Genomic DNA, 18,196 nt, shown 5'->3' with positions numbered 1-18,196 from the left:
CACTAGTTAGACTAGTGGCTTAAAAATCAATCATTCAATATCTTATAGATCTGCCCTTTGACATCTGGTTTCTCCAACTCTTTGTTGTTGGAATAAGCATACTTAAAGATGTTCTCTTTAATAAAGTCAGCCGATTCACTTGTTAACCAGTTTTGTAGTTCTTCTACTTCATCTGTCAAACAGCGCATTAAATCGTCTTCTTTAGACAATTCAATGAGGAGAGTTTCTTCTCCAATCTCATTTGTGCGAACGTAAATTCCCTTCTTATAGGAGACAATCGCTCCCTTACCAGCATAGGGTCTTAAGTTACTAACAAACTCATATTCTCCCTTTTTAAGCTTCTCATTCAAATTATTAGACAGTTGATAGTCTTTACTGGAGAAGAATTGGGTTTGAGTCATACGTTTGGCATTAGAAGTAAATAACTGTATAAAGAAATTCTGGTAAAAGGATTTCATAAATGAATCCTCGTTACTTACAGTTTTTTCTTCTAATAGATGACTTGTTTTCGTAATTTGTTCTCTAGCTTTATTAATAACACTTTCATTATTATTACCGATTTTCACTTCTATAGGATACAGGTGCACTTTCAAGTCACCATCTAGCTCCTCAATTCCAATTAAGAGAACATCGTCACTGTGTTTGCCCGAAGCCCCGAGGTTCTTAGCCGTGAAGATCCCACCCGTTTTATTTAAGCTCACTGCTCCAGCCACTCGAAGGACTTCTTCGAGTGATATTGGAACCCAAAGTATATTTTTATGGTCAAAGTAAGCTAGGGCTGTTTTAATTGCTGCGATAATACTTAACTTTTCTTCGGTGTAATACCCTCTATTTCCTATGATCTTGAGTAGCCATTCTCCATTAATCGTATTAAACGCTGAGATAGTTCTCTCAACTGCTTCAGGCTTATCGTCTGTTGGGATGTGAAGAGACTCAAAGAATTCCTTAATTACATCAAAATACTGATTAGAGCTGCTCGTAACTGTAATCGCATCGTATCTGCTAGATGAAGAATATTGGTCATTATAATGAATAACTAATAACCCTTCTATCGTTCGTTCAAAGAAATCTAGTTCTACACCAGGATCTACGAATGTAACCCAATTGGAGGATTGTAGTATGCTATAGATCACATTTAAGTCATCTAAAGTAGTACGGGCAACAAGTCCTCTGCCCTTGTTATACGTATCACTTGCCTGGTTGACCATATTCGAAGCTAGTTCATTTGTATAGTAAGCGCAATTCAACAATAAGTCGTTGTCTACAATGCTGTAATCTTTCACACCAAAGCCGCTTCTATAGTCTTCTTCAAACTTTTTGGAAGGTACTGTCGTGTAAAGCCCGTTCATCGATACACCAGACTCTAACTGTTCCATAGGCTGAGACGCAAACTGCTTCTGAGCTTCCATCTTATAGAAAGAAATATGGGCATACTCAAACGTTTTACTAGAACCAGTGACAACGTAGAATTGCATATTATTGTGTAGTTCTTCTAGGAGATCTTCAGACGATTGATCCTGAGATTTCAATTTAACGTCAAAGACACGCTCAAATTCCTCTACTTTACTTACTTCCGTAAAGGTCTCACAAAAGCTTTTTCCACTTTCTTCACGGTATACGTTTACAATAATTGGAGGCATCTTTCTTATTTTTTGTTTATTTTTCTTATCAAGATACCATTTAATTAAACCTCGAATTGCTTGATAATCATTTAAGATGTTAATTAAATTCACCTTAATCGGTGCGACAGATTGATTTAAAAACAAATAAGAAAAGTGCTCTTCGAATTGTTTTAGCTTATCTTTTACTACTTTGTCTAAATATAAGTCAGCGTCGATTACGTTTGCTGAATTTACTTTTTCATAAACAATCCATCCAGGTATATTCTGTTGAGATGAAGGATTAAACACTGCCGAGTCATGATCCCCATATATATAAGGCAACAAACCATCTGGTTTTAATCGATCAAGGATCCCTATATCAATGTCTTCGTCATCCAATTCATGAAGGCGCCTTAATTCGAATGCCACATTTAAAGGGTGAAAAGGGGTTAGCTTAATCTGGTTGCCATTCTCATTAAAAATCGTCCCCAATTTAAATAGGCTTTTACGTTTATTTCCTTCGATAGATTCTTGATCAAACCCCTTAATTGCTTCGATAAATTCTGTTACATACTCTTGAGCTCGCTCTTTAATCGTATCAGTCCAATACACAAGGGAAGGGGGTTGCTTTGTAAAGCTGTTAACAAAGCGATTATAGGCATTCTTTAACTCAGGAGATAATTTTATTTGGTCACTTGGAATAAACTGCCCTCCACTTTCTGTCCCCGCATAGGCTATGTCTTCTAGCCATGCTTCTTCAATGTTAAGGTAGTCCTTGTATTCATTGTAGACATAATAGTCTGGTGTTTGATTGCTACTCACTTTATTTCCTTTTAGTGCAAATGTAGCTTGAGTTTCCCTTTTTAACTTAGCTAATTTATCAGCACTAATCGGCAGTGTTTCTGGCTTTTCGCCAGCCAGTTCAATTTCCATATTCCAATTCTGATATTTCACATTAAAGGTTAACCGTTCTTCTCGATCTAACATGTCGTCGGGTACTTCAAAAACAGCACCTTCATGATCGACCAATTCTATTGTGGACTGGTTGTCTGATAGTGAGTGAACTTGCACAGGATTATAACCAATTTTCACCTCATTGCTATCAAAAGGAACTTTTAATAATTTTTCTTTAAAATTTACCTCAAATGAAGAATGGTAGTCTTGAAAGATCTGTTCATTAAAAGGTAGAACACAAATCATAAACTCCGCCCCTAATGATGCCTTTCCTTCATGCTTATAAACTAACCTTTCAAATACAGGGTGATTCTCATTAGTAGGAATAGTGACATCTAGGGCACGTTTTCTCACTTTAACAGTTGATTCTTTACCATGCTGCTTTAGAAATTCCTGATGCAGACCCTCTTTTTCACTATTTTTAACATCTATGTTTAATGAGAAATTCACTTCTTGAGGTTCATCTGTATAAATTAATAGCTGAAATTTACGTTTACCGGCACCTTTTTCAGATAGCGGCCGAACAATATAATTACAGCGCACATTTGTGGGTACTTTTACTTTATCAAAAGTCACCTTGGTTCCCTTAGTCGTTTCCATACGCTTCTTATTTGAATGATAAACTGTGGAGAAGTCTAGTTCTCTCCAGTCATCCTTCTTGAATTTAGGGATATCTTTCTCGATAAACAGTCGCTCATATTCTACATCATCTTGATTTAATTCATTTAATTTCTCTAACTTTGAATAAAGCTCTTTGTTTTTCTTTAAGCGATCTTCTAGATTAGACCCTTTGGAGTTACCTAGTTCTTCATCCTTAAACATACCAAGGTTCTTGTAATCGGTTGTAGAAAGTCGCCCAGCGTTCACAATTTCAATAACTTCTTTATAATCATAAAAAGTAGTGAACTGTAACATTCGATCTTCATCAATCTGATTTAAGTAGTTATTCAAAACAATACAATCAGTTGAGTCTGGTACCTCTTCCTGAATTTTATGCTTAATATTTTGAGACAACTCTTTCGGATGAAGAGGCATTCCTTCACTTTGAAGAGAAATACTCCCTCCGCTGATTGAATCTAAATCATCAGTTATTATGCTTAATAGAGCTTTTCCTTTCCAATCATTAACTTGGTCCCCCACCCTATTTCTTAGAGTAACGAGGAAATCATTCGTTATTTGTGAGCTAGTATTTGCAATTACTAGGTCGGCTCCTTCAGAATACTCAATTTGCTTTGTTGTATAGACCTCTCCATTTTCTAAGGGGTAGTGAAAGGCCTCAGTTGCAATAGATTGCTCTAAAGCATCTTTAAATGCTTTAACATCTTCATAGTTATTGAGTATTAAATAGTAACGGTCGCCAGATGTAGGTAAATTTTTAGAGAAATACTCATATATGATTGTAGTTACAAAATTAAAGAATTGGTTTGACATATTGGGCATCACCACTATCACTCTTCTTTTCTATATAATTCTGTTGGTCTAGCAGCTTAACTGCTTCTTTTTTTGAATATTGGTCAAAGGCAACGCCTCTAACTTCAAGTTGATTAAAAAATTCTTTTAGAGGTATTTTCTTATCTTTAACAGCAACAGCACTAAGCATTAAGAAGTCTTCCTGTTTTAACGACAATATAAAACCATGTTTACCTCGAGCTTTGAGGAAGCGTTCTTTTCCAATGCTATCAATATTGCTTCCGTATTTTTTTCGCACTCCCATACTCATACCTTTTTGAAGCTGATTGAATAGGACTTTGAACATTTCTGTGAATTCCATGTTTTCATTAAAGCTTTCAGGTAAGTCTTCTTGAATTAATTCAGAGTACTTTTTTACCCAATTATAAAGTTTTTCTTTTTCCATTAGCCGCTCTTCAGTAGATAAATGCGACAGTTCATTTATGACTCTAGTATAATTTTTAAGTTCATGACCTGCGTTATAGAAAGCCTCATTATGACTAATATGAGACATGCAATGTACGTGCACAAATAAATTATTAGCATTATTTTTAATAAACTTATAATCTTCTACGGCATCTCTATAACCACCTACTCCGGTCTCCCAATCGAAAGTAAAGTGGAAAGGCTCCATATAATATAGATCTTGCTCTTCTCCAAATTTTTGTGCCTTTTTAAGAAACTGTAATAAATATTGGAAAATATAAAAGTGAATCATGTTAAAGAAATGATTAATAAAGTAATCTTTATGCTTACTCAAATACATAAAATCCTCTACAAATAGTTCAGACAATAACGGTAATGTATTGGAGTATTTTGTTCCGTCTATCTGTTTACTTTTCTTTCTAGTCTCTAAATCTTTTAAGGATGAAATAATTAGTTCAGTCAATAAATTATCAGTATCTTTCGATGAAAAGATGGAGGAAATTTCAGGATTAGGATAGAATAAAAAATCATAGATAAACCTTGCATATTTAATCTTTTCATTCTTGTCTTTATTTACTTCTATATAGTTAAATAAATAAAGGTGAAGAGGCTTTAATTCTTGACTTCCTTTAAATAGATACTCCTCAAGAAATTTAGAAAGTTTTTCTTGATGCTGATCACCTGGAAATTTGACATTTTCAATGACATTATTGATTAATGGATAATCAGAATAAGTATAGTCCCCATCATAGGTGATTTCTGGATCATCTAAATTGTTCGTCAATCTAACTAATTCACCAATAACTTCATTGATCCCCTCGCTAAATACTTTAGTCGTGTGTGAAGTAAACGGAAATGAAAATTTCACCTCTCCTATATCGTGTGAACTGATTCCCTTTTCAGTTTTCTTTTTGCTTAGGCTATTATCTATAGCTTCGAAGTTAAAATATCCGCTCATTTTAATTTTCCACCTTCTCAAACGCAAATGCTCTCATGAAATTCTTTTCTAGACTGAATAACTCTTCATCTTCATGAAAATGAATAAGAAGATCAGAGTTATTAGACATCGATATTAGCTGATCCATAAATGTTGTAAAGGCTAATCCATCTTCATAATCTTTTTTATTAGGCCTATAACCACTAGACACTTTATAAAGCAATTCATATAAAGGATAGTCAATCTCTAAACTAATCCTTTTTGTATTAGATTGGTCTACGAAAGTTAGCTCCATTGTTGTGGTAAATGACTCAAAAACCTCTTTCAAATTAACTTTCGGATTAGGGAAAGGATTGAAATCCACTTTCTGAGCAACTCGATAAGATTCCGCCATATTATTAATATAAACGTACCCTTTCTTGGGTGAACCTTTCCAAGCGAAAATCGCTTTTCTGACACTCTCATAAATGTCTATAATCGTATTCTCTTCACCTCTGTTATATCCATACAAGAAACGAATGTACTGTTTCATAGAGTTCTCTTCTAGTTCCTCTTGAAGGTAACTATCTGTAAAGTAAGCAGCACGTATAAAGATCTTAGTAAGGGATTGGAATGATTCGTCCTCTAAATTATTCTCCTTACTCTGCAAGAGACTAATAAAAGGCTCAAATATTTTTTTGTAAGCCTCATCCTTAATGTAATCGCCCATTACCTTGTTAAAATCTTTTGTACTATACAGACTATTAATAATCTCGTCTAATGTTTTTGATCTATTATGAATAGGATCATATTTTTGGATACTATCTATTAAGTCACTTCTACCCTGTCGGTCAAACAATAGCGCTGGCAAAGAGTGTTCAATTCTTTCAAACTCTGTCATGTTTTCAATACGTAGATCACTCAAATTAACCTCAGATGGAATTAGTAAGTCGGCTACAAAGTTTAAGAACGTACGAGTTGAGATTACGATTTTTTCTTCTAGAATTAAATGACATATCAATCTATTTAATATATTTTTAGTATTACCATCTGATAGCAGTTCGTAATTTAAATGAACAGCCGTATAAAAATTTCGTTGTAAATCCTTCTGATAAGCTTGGTAAAAAGGATTATTAGAATTACTTTCTGTTACTTTATGAAAGATATCGTCGAAGTATTTAGAGAACACCTTATTAGCCTTTAACTGGAATGGCTGGTAATCAGAGAAATTAATGATTGAAAACTCATCTCGGTCAAACACTTCTGTAATTTCCTCGCTAAATAGACCACTATTTTCCACGAATTTTTCTAACTTGTTAAAGGTCAAGTTCGTGTGATCATAAGAAACAAAGTTATTCAATACACCTAAATTAATAGCAAGAATGACTTTCTCTTTTCCATCTGTTAAACGCTGGTCACTAAATCTCTCTAACTTTTCACGTAATGTATCCATACTATTCTTATCTGGAGAATTACTCTCAGTAGCATCATTAATTATAGTAAAGTCGCGGATTTTCTCTGGAATATTTTCTGAAATATAAGATAATAAATGCGATTTCCCGTCTCCCACACTACCTGATAGGAGGATTAATTTTTTGTCTTGTTCTAAAGCCTTTTCTAACTCAGCTTCTAAATTCTTTTGTATTTTACGTTCTACGTGAAGGTAATTCTTAAACTCAGAAAAGTTCCCCACATTTTCTAGAGCTTCTTGAGATGAAGCTTTTAATCTATTTAATTCTCGAACCAAATAGCTTTGATCTTCGCCTAAATCTTCGGCTATTTGATATCCATCGTTCTTCTCCTCTACCTCAGTCCCTTGATCGACACTTGGAGCTGTGTATTGGCTAATATGTTGGCGAATAAGCTCTTGGATGTAGTCTTCATTTACATTTGGAGTAGCTTTGGGTTCCACATAATTCGGTGTTTCAAAATTAGGAGAACCGTATACTTCTGTATACCAGCCTGCAAGCTTGAACACCTTCTTGTGAACTTTTAATGCAACGATTTGTGAGTGCTCTTTCTCATCGTGTACTGCTCTATTTCCATTAAGACGCAGAAAATCAATTTCCTCTTGTAGCTTCTTATCGAATATACCTTCCCTATATAATTCATGTAACATATCATATAGTTTTGGGAAGAAACGTTCATCCTTCACATCTTTCTCTTCTCGATATATTTCTTTTAGAAGATTCTCTGCAAATTTTCTTCCTTGAATAATAGAAGATGTAGCATCTACATAAACAAGCTCATCTACTTTTTGAGCGAGATTGTAAAGTGATTCACTATATTCTTCTAGGAAAGAACAAAAATGTTTCTCCGACATTACTTTCTACCTCCGAACACTTCAACTAAATTTAATACAATTTTAACATAAAATAACAAATACAATTACCGACAATTTCTGCTAAATTCCAGTTTTAATCATTGAGAGTTTAATAGTTTAGGTTTATAATAAAACTATAAAATTACGTACGTAATCAGGAGGATTTACATGGACTTTGGTTTCAGTTATAATTTCCCTGCCATTAAAGGTGTCCAAGCAGGACAGGAATATTACATTGCAATGTGTCCATTGCGTGTAATCCCTAAAATCTTCTTGTTTGATGAAGAAGAAGTTCCGCCAGACTACAGAGCTCAAAGAATTATTAATAAAAATAGAATTCCTGAAATGACAAACTACATAGTTGATAATAAAGAAGACTATGTTTTCTCGTCCCTAACTGCATCAATTGATGGAGACGTAGAGTTCAACTCAGTCTCAGAACAACCCGCTTTTAGCGATATGGGAATGCTAACGATTTCGTTAGATGCCAGATTTCTGATTAACGACGGACAACATCGAAGAGCTGCTATTGAAGAAGCCTTAAAGCTCAACCCCGAATTGGGTAGCGAAACGATTTCCGTCGTATTTTTTGTGGATTCAGGTTTAAAACGATCTCAACAAATTTTCTCTGATCTTAACAGACATGCTGTAAATACTACCTCTTCTATAGGTATATTGTATGACCATCGCGATAAGTTAGCAATTGCTACGAGAACGATTATTGAAACTAACCCTTTCTTAAAAAGATATACAGATCGAGAAAAGGTGTCTCTTTCAAAGAATTCTCCCAAAATCCTTTCGCTCAACCATGTGTTCAATACTAACCTAAAATTGCTAGGAATCTCAAAAGGTGACCCTATTTCCGATGAAGATGAGCGCTTCCTTATTGAATTTTGGGAAACCCTTACTTCTTCTATTTTAGAATGGGAACAAGTTATGGAACGACACCTTACCCCAAAGGAGTTGCGAATTAATTACGTCGTAGGTCATGGCGTTTTTCTTGAAGCAATTGGCCTTGTTGGTAAAGAACTCAGAGCTAATTATCATAATAAGTGGAAGGATTATATCTCTGCATTGAAAACAATTGACTGGTCTAGGACTAACTCTGATTATTGGGAAGGCAGAGCCATAAACAATGGTCGCGTACAAAAAACGGGCCACACCATTAAACTAACAGCAATACAAATTAAGAATTTATTAGATCTTCCACTTTCAGAAAATGAAAGAGTTATAGAAGAGCAGTTTAAGAAAGGAACATCAAAATGACCGGGATTATTTCACAAGCATTTAATGAAAAAACAACTCTTATTGACCAAGCTAAAGAAGAAGTAAAAAGAACTTATTTAGCGGACGACCGACCTTGGGTAATCGGATATAGCGGAGGTAAAGATTCCACTGTAGTTGTGCAATTAGTATTTGAAGCGTTGAGCGAAATGCCAGCCGACCAATTAACTAAAAAAATCTATGTAATATCGTCTGACACTCTAGTCGAAACACCGCTGATTATACAATCGATTAATACAACACTACGCCGAATTGAAGAAAAGGCCGTAGAACTTAATTTACCAATTGAAACGCACAAGGTAAAGCCTATGGTAGAACAATCTTTCTGGGTGAATATTATTGGTAAAGGTTATCCTTCTCCAAACCAACAATTCAGATGGTGTACGGATCGTCTCAAAATCGATCCAGCAAACCAATTTATTAAAGATAAAGTTGATTCTTTCGGCGAGGTCATAATGGTATTAGGTGTTCGCGAAACGGAAAGCGCAACTCGAGCTAATGTTATTAAATCGCACTCTGTTGAGGGTAAAGTACTGATGAGACACTCCACTCTATCTAATGCTTATGTCTATGCTCCTATTCGCAAATTTGACTTAGATGAAGTATGGAACTATCTTCTAAACTTTGAATCTCCTTGGGGAGACGACAATTACGAACTTCACCGTCTATATAAAGAGTCAGGTAGTGGTGAGTGCCCATTAGTTGTAGATAAGACTGTAAAAGAGTCTGCAGGTTCTTGTGGTAACTCCAGGTTTGGTTGTTGGGTATGTACAGTTGTTAATGAAGATAAGGCTTTAAGTGGATTTATTAACAGCGGACATGACTGGATGAAGCCCCTTCTTGATTTCAGAAACTGGTTAGCATCGATAAGAGATGATCGTACAAGAAGAATGAAGTATCGCATGGATGGTCAGGTATACTTTAGACCAATGCAAATTAAAGAAATTGATGGAACAGAATATGTCATTATCCCTAAAAAGGGAAGTAGAAAGAAAGACTTAATTCCATTAGATAAATTTGACCAAATAGAAAAGCATGAACTAAAAGGTTACCTCGACAAACACAACATTGACCTTTCTTCTTCTGATGATCCAATGGTTTTAATCAGAGATGAAAAAGGCAATTTATGCAGACTTGGTTTAGGACCGTTTACTCTGGAAGCACGTAAAGAAATACTGGAGTACCTCCTACAGGTTCAACGGGATTTAACCCATCCATTCGACGAAGAATATGATCTTATAAAAGATGAAGAATTAAAAGAGATTCGTAAGATTTGGTTTAACCATGGCGACTTTGAAGACAGCCTTCCTTCTCTATATAACAACATTTTTGGACAAGATCTTAATTGGGAAAAAGACGAACGGTTAATCTTTGACCAAGATGAACTACACCAATTAGAAATGATGTGCCAGGAAGAGGGAATTGATTTTAAACTTGTTAAGAAGCTTCTTTTAATTGAAAAAGACTATACAGGCTTTAAAGTTCGTCGAGGATTAATGGATCAAATATCATCAGCATTACAACAAGACTATTTACACCTATAATGGTTGATTGAAAGGAAACGTAGTTTATGATTTTAAAGAAGATCTCTCTTAATAACGTAGGTCCCTATGAAGGAATCAATATTTTCAACTTCAACACAGATAAAGAAAACAATACAATTCTTATAGGTGGTAAAAACGGGTCTGGTAAAACCACCTTCTTAAATAGTGTTCGCTTAGCATTGTATGGCCCATTAGCCTATGGGTTTAAGACCACGTCCAACGAATATCTAAAAAAAATAAGCTCCTTACTCAACTCCAATGCTTTAAAACGGCAACGGAGTGAAATTAAAGAGTATGAAGACGAATTTAATATTAGAATCGATTTCTCTATGATTGAAAACTTTACTCGAATTCATGCATCAATTATCCGTAAGTGGATTGTTGAAGAATCTTCAATTAAAGAAAAAGTTTCTGTCATTAAAGACGGGGTTGAAGTAAGCGAAGTGGAGAAAGACCAGTTCTTTACGCACTTAAGAACTAGCTTTCCCCCTTCCCTACTTGAACTATGTTTCTTTGATGGTGAAGAAATATCTCATTTAACTGATGAAGATAATCTCTCCCATTACCTTAAAGTCTTGTCATCCAAAATCTTTAACCTGGATCTATTCCAGAACTTAGAACAAGATTTAGGGAACTATTTAAATCAGAGTTCTAAATCAAAAGAGCAAACAGAATTGGAAAATGAGAAGGAAGAATACGAGTCTAAGCTTAACGAAAAAATCCAACAACTTCAGCAGCTATCAAAATTAGTAGAAGATACAGAAGCTGATTTAGAAGCTAATAAGCAGCGATACCAAGATGTTAAAAAAGACTTCTCCTTACACGGCGGAATTGCTTACGAAGAGAGAACAAGAATACAGAATGAAATCAATGAGATTGAAGGTCAAAGAAAACATCTTAATGAAAAATTAAAAGAATTTATTGCTTTAGAATTACCATTCTTCATTGCGTATCCTCGTTTATATGAATTAGTAGAGCAGTTAAAAAATGAAGAGGATTTTCACGTATCTAATATATTAAAAGATAAAATAGAAAACCTTCCTGTAAACCAAATAATCGAAAAACTTGGTTTACCAGGAAATCAAAAACAAGAAGAACAATTAAAAGACTCTCTTGTTACACACTTAGCAAAGACAGATGACGTAAAAATTATTCATAATGCTTCAAAAACCGAAGCTCAACAAGTTTACGGACTTAATTCTCAAACGAGTTTGAACAATCTTCAAGAAGTATTTAATCTTATTGAGGAAAATAAAAACTTATTACTAAAAACACAGGACCTAAAAAAGAAACTTAAAGACAATGAAGAATCACCAGAATTCGCAGATATGATTCAAAGTATGGAAGAATATAACCGAATTATTACTGATTTGGAAGACAAGCTAGAAAATTATAAAGATCAACGTCATAGCGCTAGTGATGAAGTAGAAGATTTAAACAACAAATACGAGAAAGTGAAGCAACAGCTTCATAAAATTCATAAGACTAAATCCTCTTTTGAAGAATCTCAAAAAATTATTCAAATCAGTCAAAAGTTTCAACAACAACAACTTAGAAATAAGATTAAAGATATTGAGTATTTCTCTTCTAAAATGTTCAAAGATTTGATTCGTAAGGAAGAATTTATTAACCATATTACAATAGACCCTAAAAACTTTAGTTTAAGTATACTTGACCACAACAATGAATTTATTAATAAAGATATACTTTCTGCAGGCGAAAAAGAATTATTAGCTTTATCTATTATTTGGGGAACCATTATGTCTTCTAAAAAAGAACTGCCGTTAATTCTTGATACCTTACTCGGGAGACTCGATAACGAGCACAAACACTCGATTGTCACCAAATTACTACCGAAATTCGGTGTACAGAACATCGTCTTGTCCACTGATTCAGAGATTGATCCTAAACTGTATACCTCTTTACAGAAAACTACTGCAAACGAGTATACATTAAATTACGATGCACTGAACCGTAAGACAAATATCGAAAAACATTTCTTTAATTTGCGCACAGAAAAGGTGGAACAATAATATGAATTTCCGTTTAAAAACAACGGCTGAAACAGCAGAAATCTTGAAGAATCTTCATAATTCCACCGGTCTAACTCCTAATTTACTCTCTCGTATTGCAATATCATTATCTGTTTTGAATAATGATAATCCGGGAGAAGTTGTTTCCGATCGCAATGGTTTAGAATTCAACCGAAATACACTCACTGGCGACAATGATTATTTCTATAAGGCTATAATTCGACAACATGCTAATCGAGAGGTAACAGAAGAAGAATACTTCCCTAATTTATTTAACGCTCACCTAACTAGAGGTGTGAAACTATTAAATGAAGAATATAAGCACTCAGGGAATTATGATAAATTATTAAGAAATCTTCTGAAGTTGTCGGAAGAAAACCTCAAGGAGGCTTAAAAGATTGCTTTATTTAGATAACAGTGCAACTACCCCTATTTTACCTGAGGTAAAAGACAAAATGCTTACTTACCTATCTAATGAGTATGGAAACCCTTCAGGGAAATATTATCAATTAGCCGTAAATGCTGATCAGGCTATAAAGGAATCTAGAACACACTTATCTAAATTATTGAACTCGAAAGAGCAAGAGATTATTTTCACCAGTGGTGCAACCGAGAGCAACAACATGGTTCTCAAAGGCGTTGCTGATTATTACACCCATAAAGGGAAGCACATTATTACCTCTAAAGCCGAACACAGCGCGATTATGGATGTATGTGAGCATTTAGAAACAAAAGGATATGAAGTCACTTATTTAGATGTGGACCAATATGGGAGAGTTAACCCTGATGATCTTAAAGAAGTGATGAGAGAAGATACAATTCTGGTTTCAATCATGTGGGGAAATAATGAACTTGGATCTTTAAACGATATTGAAGCAATCTCATCAATTTGCAAAGAGCACAATGTCTTTTTCCATACTGATGCGACCCAAGCTTTGGGTAAAGTGGAAATAAATTGGGATGAACTAGACGGGATTAGCTTTCTTTCTTGTTCTGCGCACAAGATGCATGGCCCTAAAGGTGTAGGGGCTCTAGCAATCAGAAGCGATCAATACGGGAAGCTGATCCCCTTCACTCCCTTATTTCATGGCGGAGGACAAGAAGATGGGATAAGAAGCGGTACCTATTCTGTCCATAATATCGTTGGTTTCGGCGAGGCTGCACGAATCGCTAAAAAGAATTTAGATAAAAACAGAAAACAATTAAACAAGTTAGAACTTCGCCTAAGAGAAATATTAAATGAAAAATTTCACGATAATATCGCTTACAACTCGGACACAAAAGACAAGCTCCCTGGTGTAGTTAACGTTCAATTTATTGGACTAAATAATGAAGTATTGCTAAAAAAGTTGGCTCCCATAATTGCCGCTTCCACTGGTTCTGCTTGTAGTAGTGCCAAACCATCACATGTACTCCAAGCTACCGGTTTAGATCTTAAAGCTGTTAGAGAATCGATTCGCTTCTCTTTTTCTCCTTACTCTGAATTAAGTGAAGTAGAAATTTTTAATGAACTATAAAAAAGAGCAAGGTGTAAACACCTTGCTCTTTAATGCTTATTAGATTAAATCTTGAGTCAAACGTCTTCTTTCCAACTCGGAATGATCTGTGATATCGTGAAGTTCCTCTATATAATCAATAACATTTCTTAAACCATTCTTCTCGTCTTCCATGATAATATTATAAACTTTCTCGGCCCCACTTGCTGCATATTCCTCAGCAATGGTTATCTTTTCTTCAAATTTTTCCTCAGTAGAATCATATAATAAAGAAAGGTCTTCTGTTTCCAAATACGCAATCATATTGATAACGGGTTCATCCGTTCGTTCACTAAACACTTGCCAATTAATTAACTCCAAAGATTCCTTGAAAGGGATTCGCTCTCCCTCCAAATACCCCACTGTAAGAGAGAGCATAAATAAGTCTTTATATGTTTCAAATATCCCAAACTCATTTTTATCGGTTAATTCTGTATAAATGTGTTCTTGTTGCTTTGGACGTCTAACTCTTCTATTATACATCTAGTTCACAACCTTTTTATTTCCGTATATTCATGTGTCTCTTCTACATCCTGCCTTGGGTCATGATAATTTAGTATATATTGATGCCCAACGTGGTTCTTGAGAGACTCTTCTACTTCCCCTTTCCATTGGGAGGTAGATACAATCACTATGATCTGCTCAGATAATTTGTGAATTCCTTGGGCAACCCTGTGTCTATGATCAGAATCTAAAGCTCCAAATGGTGAATCCATTACCAGTGGATAGATCCCACCTTCATTAATTAGATTAGAAGACTTTTTCTGATAGTGCTTTCTTGCTATATCTACAATGGCACCTATAAAAGATAAACTTGTTATTTGCCTTTCTCCTTGAGAAAGCGCAACCTTTTCACCGTAGTGATTCTGTACCACTAACTTGAAGTCATCTGTTAGTGAAATTTTAAATCCTTTGCGCAAGAAGTTACCATATACTTCTTGAATTTTTTCTTGTAAGTCTGTTTTAACTTCTTCTTCTTTTAGGTTATATATTTTTTGCATTACTGCAGTGAGCTTTTCGCAAGTATCTAAACGTCGTTTGGCTAAATTAGCTTTATCTTGTTTTTGCTGCTGCTTACTAATTTGCCCCGATATTTCTTTTATCTTTAAATCTAACTCTTTTGTTCTGTGTTCAATAACCCCTATACTCTTTTGATAATTGGTGATATCCTCTAAGAACTTTCTTCTATTACTCTCCAAATCAGGAACATTTTCATATTCACGGTTACTTAATTCAGAGCTAATTTCCTCAAGTTTGTTTTGTAAGTCAATTATATGCTCTTTTAATCGGTATTCTGACTTTTGCTTATCTTCAATTTCGCTTATAAATCGATCACGATTATCTAAAACCAATTCCATTTGAGTATTTAAATTACTTTGCGTTGCTTCTTGACTATATTTGGAGACTGATGCTAATAACTTTTGAAGATTTTCTTTATGATGATTACAAACTTCTTCCCCGCATATACATGTCCCTTTCTCTAGTACTGATTGGACTAAATCAGATGTAAGCCCAGGAAAGATTTCTTGTTGAGGAGTCTCAGAGGCAAATTTAGATTTAATCTTTCCAGCAAGTATATGTGTAGAAGCTAAATAACCTTGCTTACTAACTAATTTACGCAAAGAGGTCTGAACAGTCTCTAATTCAGCTTTTGACGTTTTTAATGATTCTTCTAACTGCTTCCGCTCTTGTTGCTTTTCACTTATTCCTTTTACAAGTGCAAGTTGATCATCTATATCCTTTATTTGTTTATTGCGATACTCTATATTATTCTTTAATTGACTCTCTTCTCCTATTAGCTCTTCTCTTTCCGCTTTATATCTTTCTTCCTGTTCTAATAGTTGCTTAGTTTCCTCATCCGCGAAATTTGCCCACTCTTTATGAAAATCTTTCTTTGCATCTTCAGTGTGCTTAATACCTCGATCTATGATCTCAAGGTCCATTACTACCTTTACAGCTTCTTTAATTTCATCGTTGTCATCATGACGTGATAAATGATCAATCCTTTCCCCATCAAATAGGAAATAGTTCCTGAGATTCTGGGGTAATATGCGATTAATTTCATTTGTGGGGTTGCTTAGCTTTCTCCATTGTCCGTCGCTAAAATATTGAAGTAAGATTTGCTCTTCAGGGTTCCTTAAATCAGAACCATATTTAGTTCCAACTATACTCCTCTTTAATATGTATTCTACTTCACGCGATTCAAATTCTAACTCTACATACATTTCAACTTTTCTAGCATCAGGCGCCGATTCTACAGCATAACTGTTCACTAGCTTATCTGGATCTGGTAGATCTGTTATTCCATATAAACTCCAGTTAAATGCATTTAATAGTGCTGTTTTACCAGCTCCGTTCTCTCCATGAATCACTGTTATATTATTATCTTCGTTAACAGAGAACTTCATTTCCTGCTTCCCAAAATACTGTCTGAAGTTATTCAGTGTTAATTTACGGATTAGCATTATTTCACCCCCTCTTTAATAAAGTTGTAAATATCCTTTTTAATAGAAGTTCCTTGAAGCGATTTGCGATGTAATAATTCCTTTTCCGCCTTTACAATCTTCATAAATATTTGTTGTTCATGTTCATCCAGTTCGTCTAATATTCGATATAAGTCATTTTCGTTCATATATATTACCCCTTTATTATATATCCATTAAGTTAAACTCTCTTTTCAATTCCCAAACTACATTTTCAGCTTCCGGGCCATTTATAGCTAGACCTGAGAATTCTTTAAAACGTAAGAACTCTTTTTTTAACTGGGACCTTACCATATTATAATAATCATCTTCACCAGAAGTTACATCTTGAATGTCTGGAGGAATCACAATAAAGTCATGGATTGTAGCAAACTTTTTATCAGGATGTTTCCGTAATACCCTTCCCCTTCTTTGCACAAATTCCTTAGGGTTGCCAGAGCTTGCAATTAAATATGCATACTTCGTAGCAGGTACATCAATCCCTTCATCTAAACATTTGATAGCAACAAGAGCCTCCGTTTTTCCACTTTCAAAGGAGCTCAATAATTCACTCCGTTCCTGATTTGATTCTCTTGAGGTAAATCTATTCGCAATTACATTGAAATCATTACTTAATAATTCTCTAACTGCGTCCACTTGTCTTTGCTTTTTGTAATACCCATCGCCACAATAAAACAAAGAGTGTTTGTGGATACCTGATTCTTTGAGTAGATTTATTAAAACTGAAATTTTATTTTCAGCAGAATAAATAATTCTAGCTCTCTTTAAAGCTAACTTCTCCATCGACTCTTTAGCTTCAGAATCTTCCTTTGACCTATAATAGAGTTTCTTGATTTTATTCGTCAACTCGATATATTGTTCGCTTTCTTCTTCGTTAAGATGAACTAAGTGCGGATAGTAGTAATACCTGGTTAAGAATCCCCGATCAATGGCTTCCTTTAATGAGAAAGAATAAACAACTTTATTGCCAAAATACTTAATCAGTTGGTTTGTGCCACCCTCATCCATCCAGCGAGTTGGAGTGGCTGTTAAGCCTAATCGATACCGAAAGATTCCTGGTAAGCTTTTATTTAAATTCTCAGCCCCAAAATAGTGAGCCTCATCAACAATGATTAGAGTATCTTCCCCCATTTTATTCACTTTACTTTGAAAGGTATCCATTGAGAAGGTTGCATTAGTAGTAACTGTAACAACTAAATCGGTATAGCCCTTTTTAAAGGCACGAATTGATTCATCCAATTGAGGTGACCATACCTTCGATTGCTCATAGGCCTTAATAGGCTTTAAGCCAAAGTTTCTGCATTCTTTCATCCATTGGGATGAGAGTTGATTAAAAGGAGTGACTATTACAATATTTAATCTATTTTTCTCTTTAAAAAGCTCTTGTGCAAGAGCCAAAGCAGTAATTGTTTTCCCTGTACCGGTAGCCATTTCTAAGAGCCCTTGTTTTTCGTTTGCTAGCCAATTATCAATAGCTTGATGCTGATAGTCTCTTAATTCTATAAAATCTGGGATTTTAAAGTTCATGTAATCACCTCTAATTTCTACTACTATTTTATCAAACCAAAAGTAACAATTGTAAAATACTTCTTACTATTAAGTCTTGTTTTATCCTTTGCAAAATTAGTAAAATGGATTTAGGAAAGAG

Annotated in this window: 12 protein-coding genes; 5 read left to right on the top strand and 7 right to left on the bottom strand. The window is 34.6% G+C overall.

Translation table 11 applies throughout. The annotated features are described in order from the left end of the window. Positions 1-26: 26 nt before the first annotated feature. From dptH to dptF, 3 genes are read right to left on the bottom strand one after another with little or no spacing between them, the layout of a single operon-like run. Positions 27-3,986 (bottom strand): DNA phosphorothioation-dependent restriction protein DptH, encoded by a 3,960-nt coding sequence (gene dptH / locus IEW76_RS07360; RefSeq protein ID WP_188652391.1) that lies wholly within the window; start codon positions 3,984-3,986, stop codon positions 27-29. After that, positions 3,967-5,388, bottom strand: a complete 1,422-nt coding sequence (gene dptG, locus IEW76_RS07355) for a DNA phosphorothioation-dependent restriction protein DptG (protein ID WP_188652389.1) — start codon at positions 5,386-5,388, stop codon at positions 3,967-3,969. The genes dptH and dptG overlap by 20 nt, the downstream gene beginning before the upstream one ends. A gap of 1 nt (position 5,389) precedes the next feature. Then, positions 5,390-7,669, bottom strand: coding sequence for a DNA phosphorothioation-dependent restriction protein DptF (gene dptF / locus IEW76_RS07350; RefSeq protein ID WP_188652387.1), 2,280 nt, complete (start codon positions 7,667-7,669; stop codon positions 5,390-5,392). A 168-nt stretch (positions 7,670-7,837) separates the two neighbouring features. Here dptF and dndB point away from each other — a divergent pair, with 168 nt between their 5' ends. From dndB to IEW76_RS07325, 5 genes are read left to right on the top strand one after another with little or no spacing between them, the layout of a single operon-like run. After that, positions 7,838-8,935, top strand: a complete 1,098-nt coding sequence (gene dndB / locus IEW76_RS07345; RefSeq protein ID WP_188652385.1) for a DNA sulfur modification protein DndB — start codon at positions 7,838-7,840, stop codon at positions 8,933-8,935. Beyond that, positions 8,932-10,497 (top strand): DNA phosphorothioation system sulfurtransferase DndC, encoded by a 1,566-nt coding sequence (dndC, locus tag IEW76_RS07340; RefSeq protein ID WP_188652383.1) that lies wholly within the window; start codon positions 8,932-8,934, stop codon positions 10,495-10,497. The genes dndB and dndC overlap by 4 nt, the downstream gene beginning before the upstream one ends. 26 nt (positions 10,498-10,523) lie before the next feature. Continuing rightward, complete coding sequence (gene dndD / locus IEW76_RS07335; protein WP_188652380.1) at positions 10,524-12,530, top strand: DNA sulfur modification protein DndD; 2,007 nt, start codon at positions 10,524-10,526, stop codon at positions 12,528-12,530. A 1-nt stretch (position 12,531) separates the two neighbouring features. Further along, positions 12,532-12,924, top strand: a complete 393-nt coding sequence (gene dndE / locus IEW76_RS07330; RefSeq protein WP_188652378.1) for a DNA sulfur modification protein DndE — start codon at positions 12,532-12,534, stop codon at positions 12,922-12,924. Positions 12,925-12,928: 4 nt separating this feature from the next. Next, positions 12,929-14,047 carry a cysteine desulfurase family protein gene (locus IEW76_RS07325; protein WP_188652376.1) on the top strand — a complete coding sequence of 373 codons (1,119 nt, stop codon included), beginning with the start codon at positions 12,929-12,931 and terminating at the stop codon, positions 14,045-14,047. 39 nt (positions 14,048-14,086) lie between these two features. Here the strand turns inward: IEW76_RS07325 and IEW76_RS07320 are convergent, their stop codons facing one another. Genes IEW76_RS07320 through IEW76_RS07305 form a run of 4 tightly spaced genes read right to left on the bottom strand, consistent with a single transcriptional unit; the run spans position 14,087 to position 18,075 of the window. Next, positions 14,087-14,548, bottom strand: a complete 462-nt coding sequence (locus IEW76_RS07320) for a DNA phosphorothioation-associated protein 4 (RefSeq protein ID WP_188652374.1) — start codon at positions 14,546-14,548, stop codon at positions 14,087-14,089. A gap of 5 nt (positions 14,549-14,553) precedes the next feature. After that, entirely contained in the window at positions 14,554-16,530 is a 1,977-nt protein-coding gene (locus IEW76_RS07315) for an AAA family ATPase (RefSeq protein WP_188652372.1), read from the bottom strand. Continuing rightward, complete coding sequence (locus IEW76_RS07310; RefSeq protein WP_188652370.1) at positions 16,530-16,697, bottom strand: hypothetical protein; 168 nt, start codon at positions 16,695-16,697, stop codon at positions 16,530-16,532. Before IEW76_RS07310 ends, IEW76_RS07315 begins: the two co-directional genes overlap by 1 nt. A 16-nt stretch (positions 16,698-16,713) precedes the next feature. Next, complete coding sequence (locus IEW76_RS07305; RefSeq protein WP_188652367.1) at positions 16,714-18,075, bottom strand: DEAD/DEAH box helicase family protein; 1,362 nt, start codon at positions 18,073-18,075, stop codon at positions 16,714-16,716. Positions 18,076-18,196: the final 121 nt, after the last annotated feature.

Origin of the sequence: Pontibacillus salipaludis (assembly GCF_014642405.1) — a bacterium.
In the GTDB taxonomy this organism is placed as follows: Bacteria; Bacillota; Bacilli; order Bacillales; family BH030062; genus Pontibacillus; species Pontibacillus salipaludis.
Note: the sequence above shows the minus strand (reverse complement) of the source record. Positions and strands in the feature narration are given on the sequence as shown.

Excerpts from the sequence above, each read along its gene's own strand:
- IEW76_RS07320 (WP_188652374.1), bottom strand. The coding sequence starts at position 14,548 with ATGTATAATAGAAGAGTTAGACGTCCAAAGCAACAAGAACACATTTAT.
- dndD (WP_188652380.1), top strand. The coding sequence starts at position 10,524 with ATGATTTTAAAGAAGATCTCTCTTAATAACGTAGGTCCCTATGAAGGA.
- dndB (WP_188652385.1), top strand. The coding sequence starts at position 7,838 with ATGGACTTTGGTTTCAGTTATAATTTCCCTGCCATTAAAGGTGTCCAA.
- IEW76_RS07305 (WP_188652367.1), bottom strand. The coding sequence starts at position 18,075 with ATGAACTTTAAAATCCCAGATTTTATAGAATTAAGAGACTATCAGCAT.
- dndC (WP_188652383.1), top strand. The coding sequence starts at position 8,932 with ATGACCGGGATTATTTCACAAGCATTTAATGAAAAAACAACTCTTATT.
- dptH (WP_188652391.1), bottom strand. The coding sequence starts at position 3,986 with ATGTCAAACCAATTCTTTAATTTTGTAACTACAATCATATATGAGTAT.
- IEW76_RS07315 (WP_188652372.1), bottom strand. The coding sequence starts at position 16,530 with ATGCTAATCCGTAAATTAACACTGAATAACTTCAGACAGTATTTTGGG.
- dptG (WP_188652389.1), bottom strand. The coding sequence starts at position 5,388 with ATGAGCGGATATTTTAACTTCGAAGCTATAGATAATAGCCTAAGCAAA.
- IEW76_RS07310 (WP_188652370.1), bottom strand. The coding sequence starts at position 16,697 with ATGAACGAAAATGACTTATATCGAATATTAGACGAACTGGATGAACAT.
- dndE (WP_188652378.1), top strand. The coding sequence starts at position 12,532 with ATGAATTTCCGTTTAAAAACAACGGCTGAAACAGCAGAAATCTTGAAG.
- dptF (WP_188652387.1), bottom strand. The coding sequence starts at position 7,669 with ATGTCGGAGAAACATTTTTGTTCTTTCCTAGAAGAATATAGTGAATCA.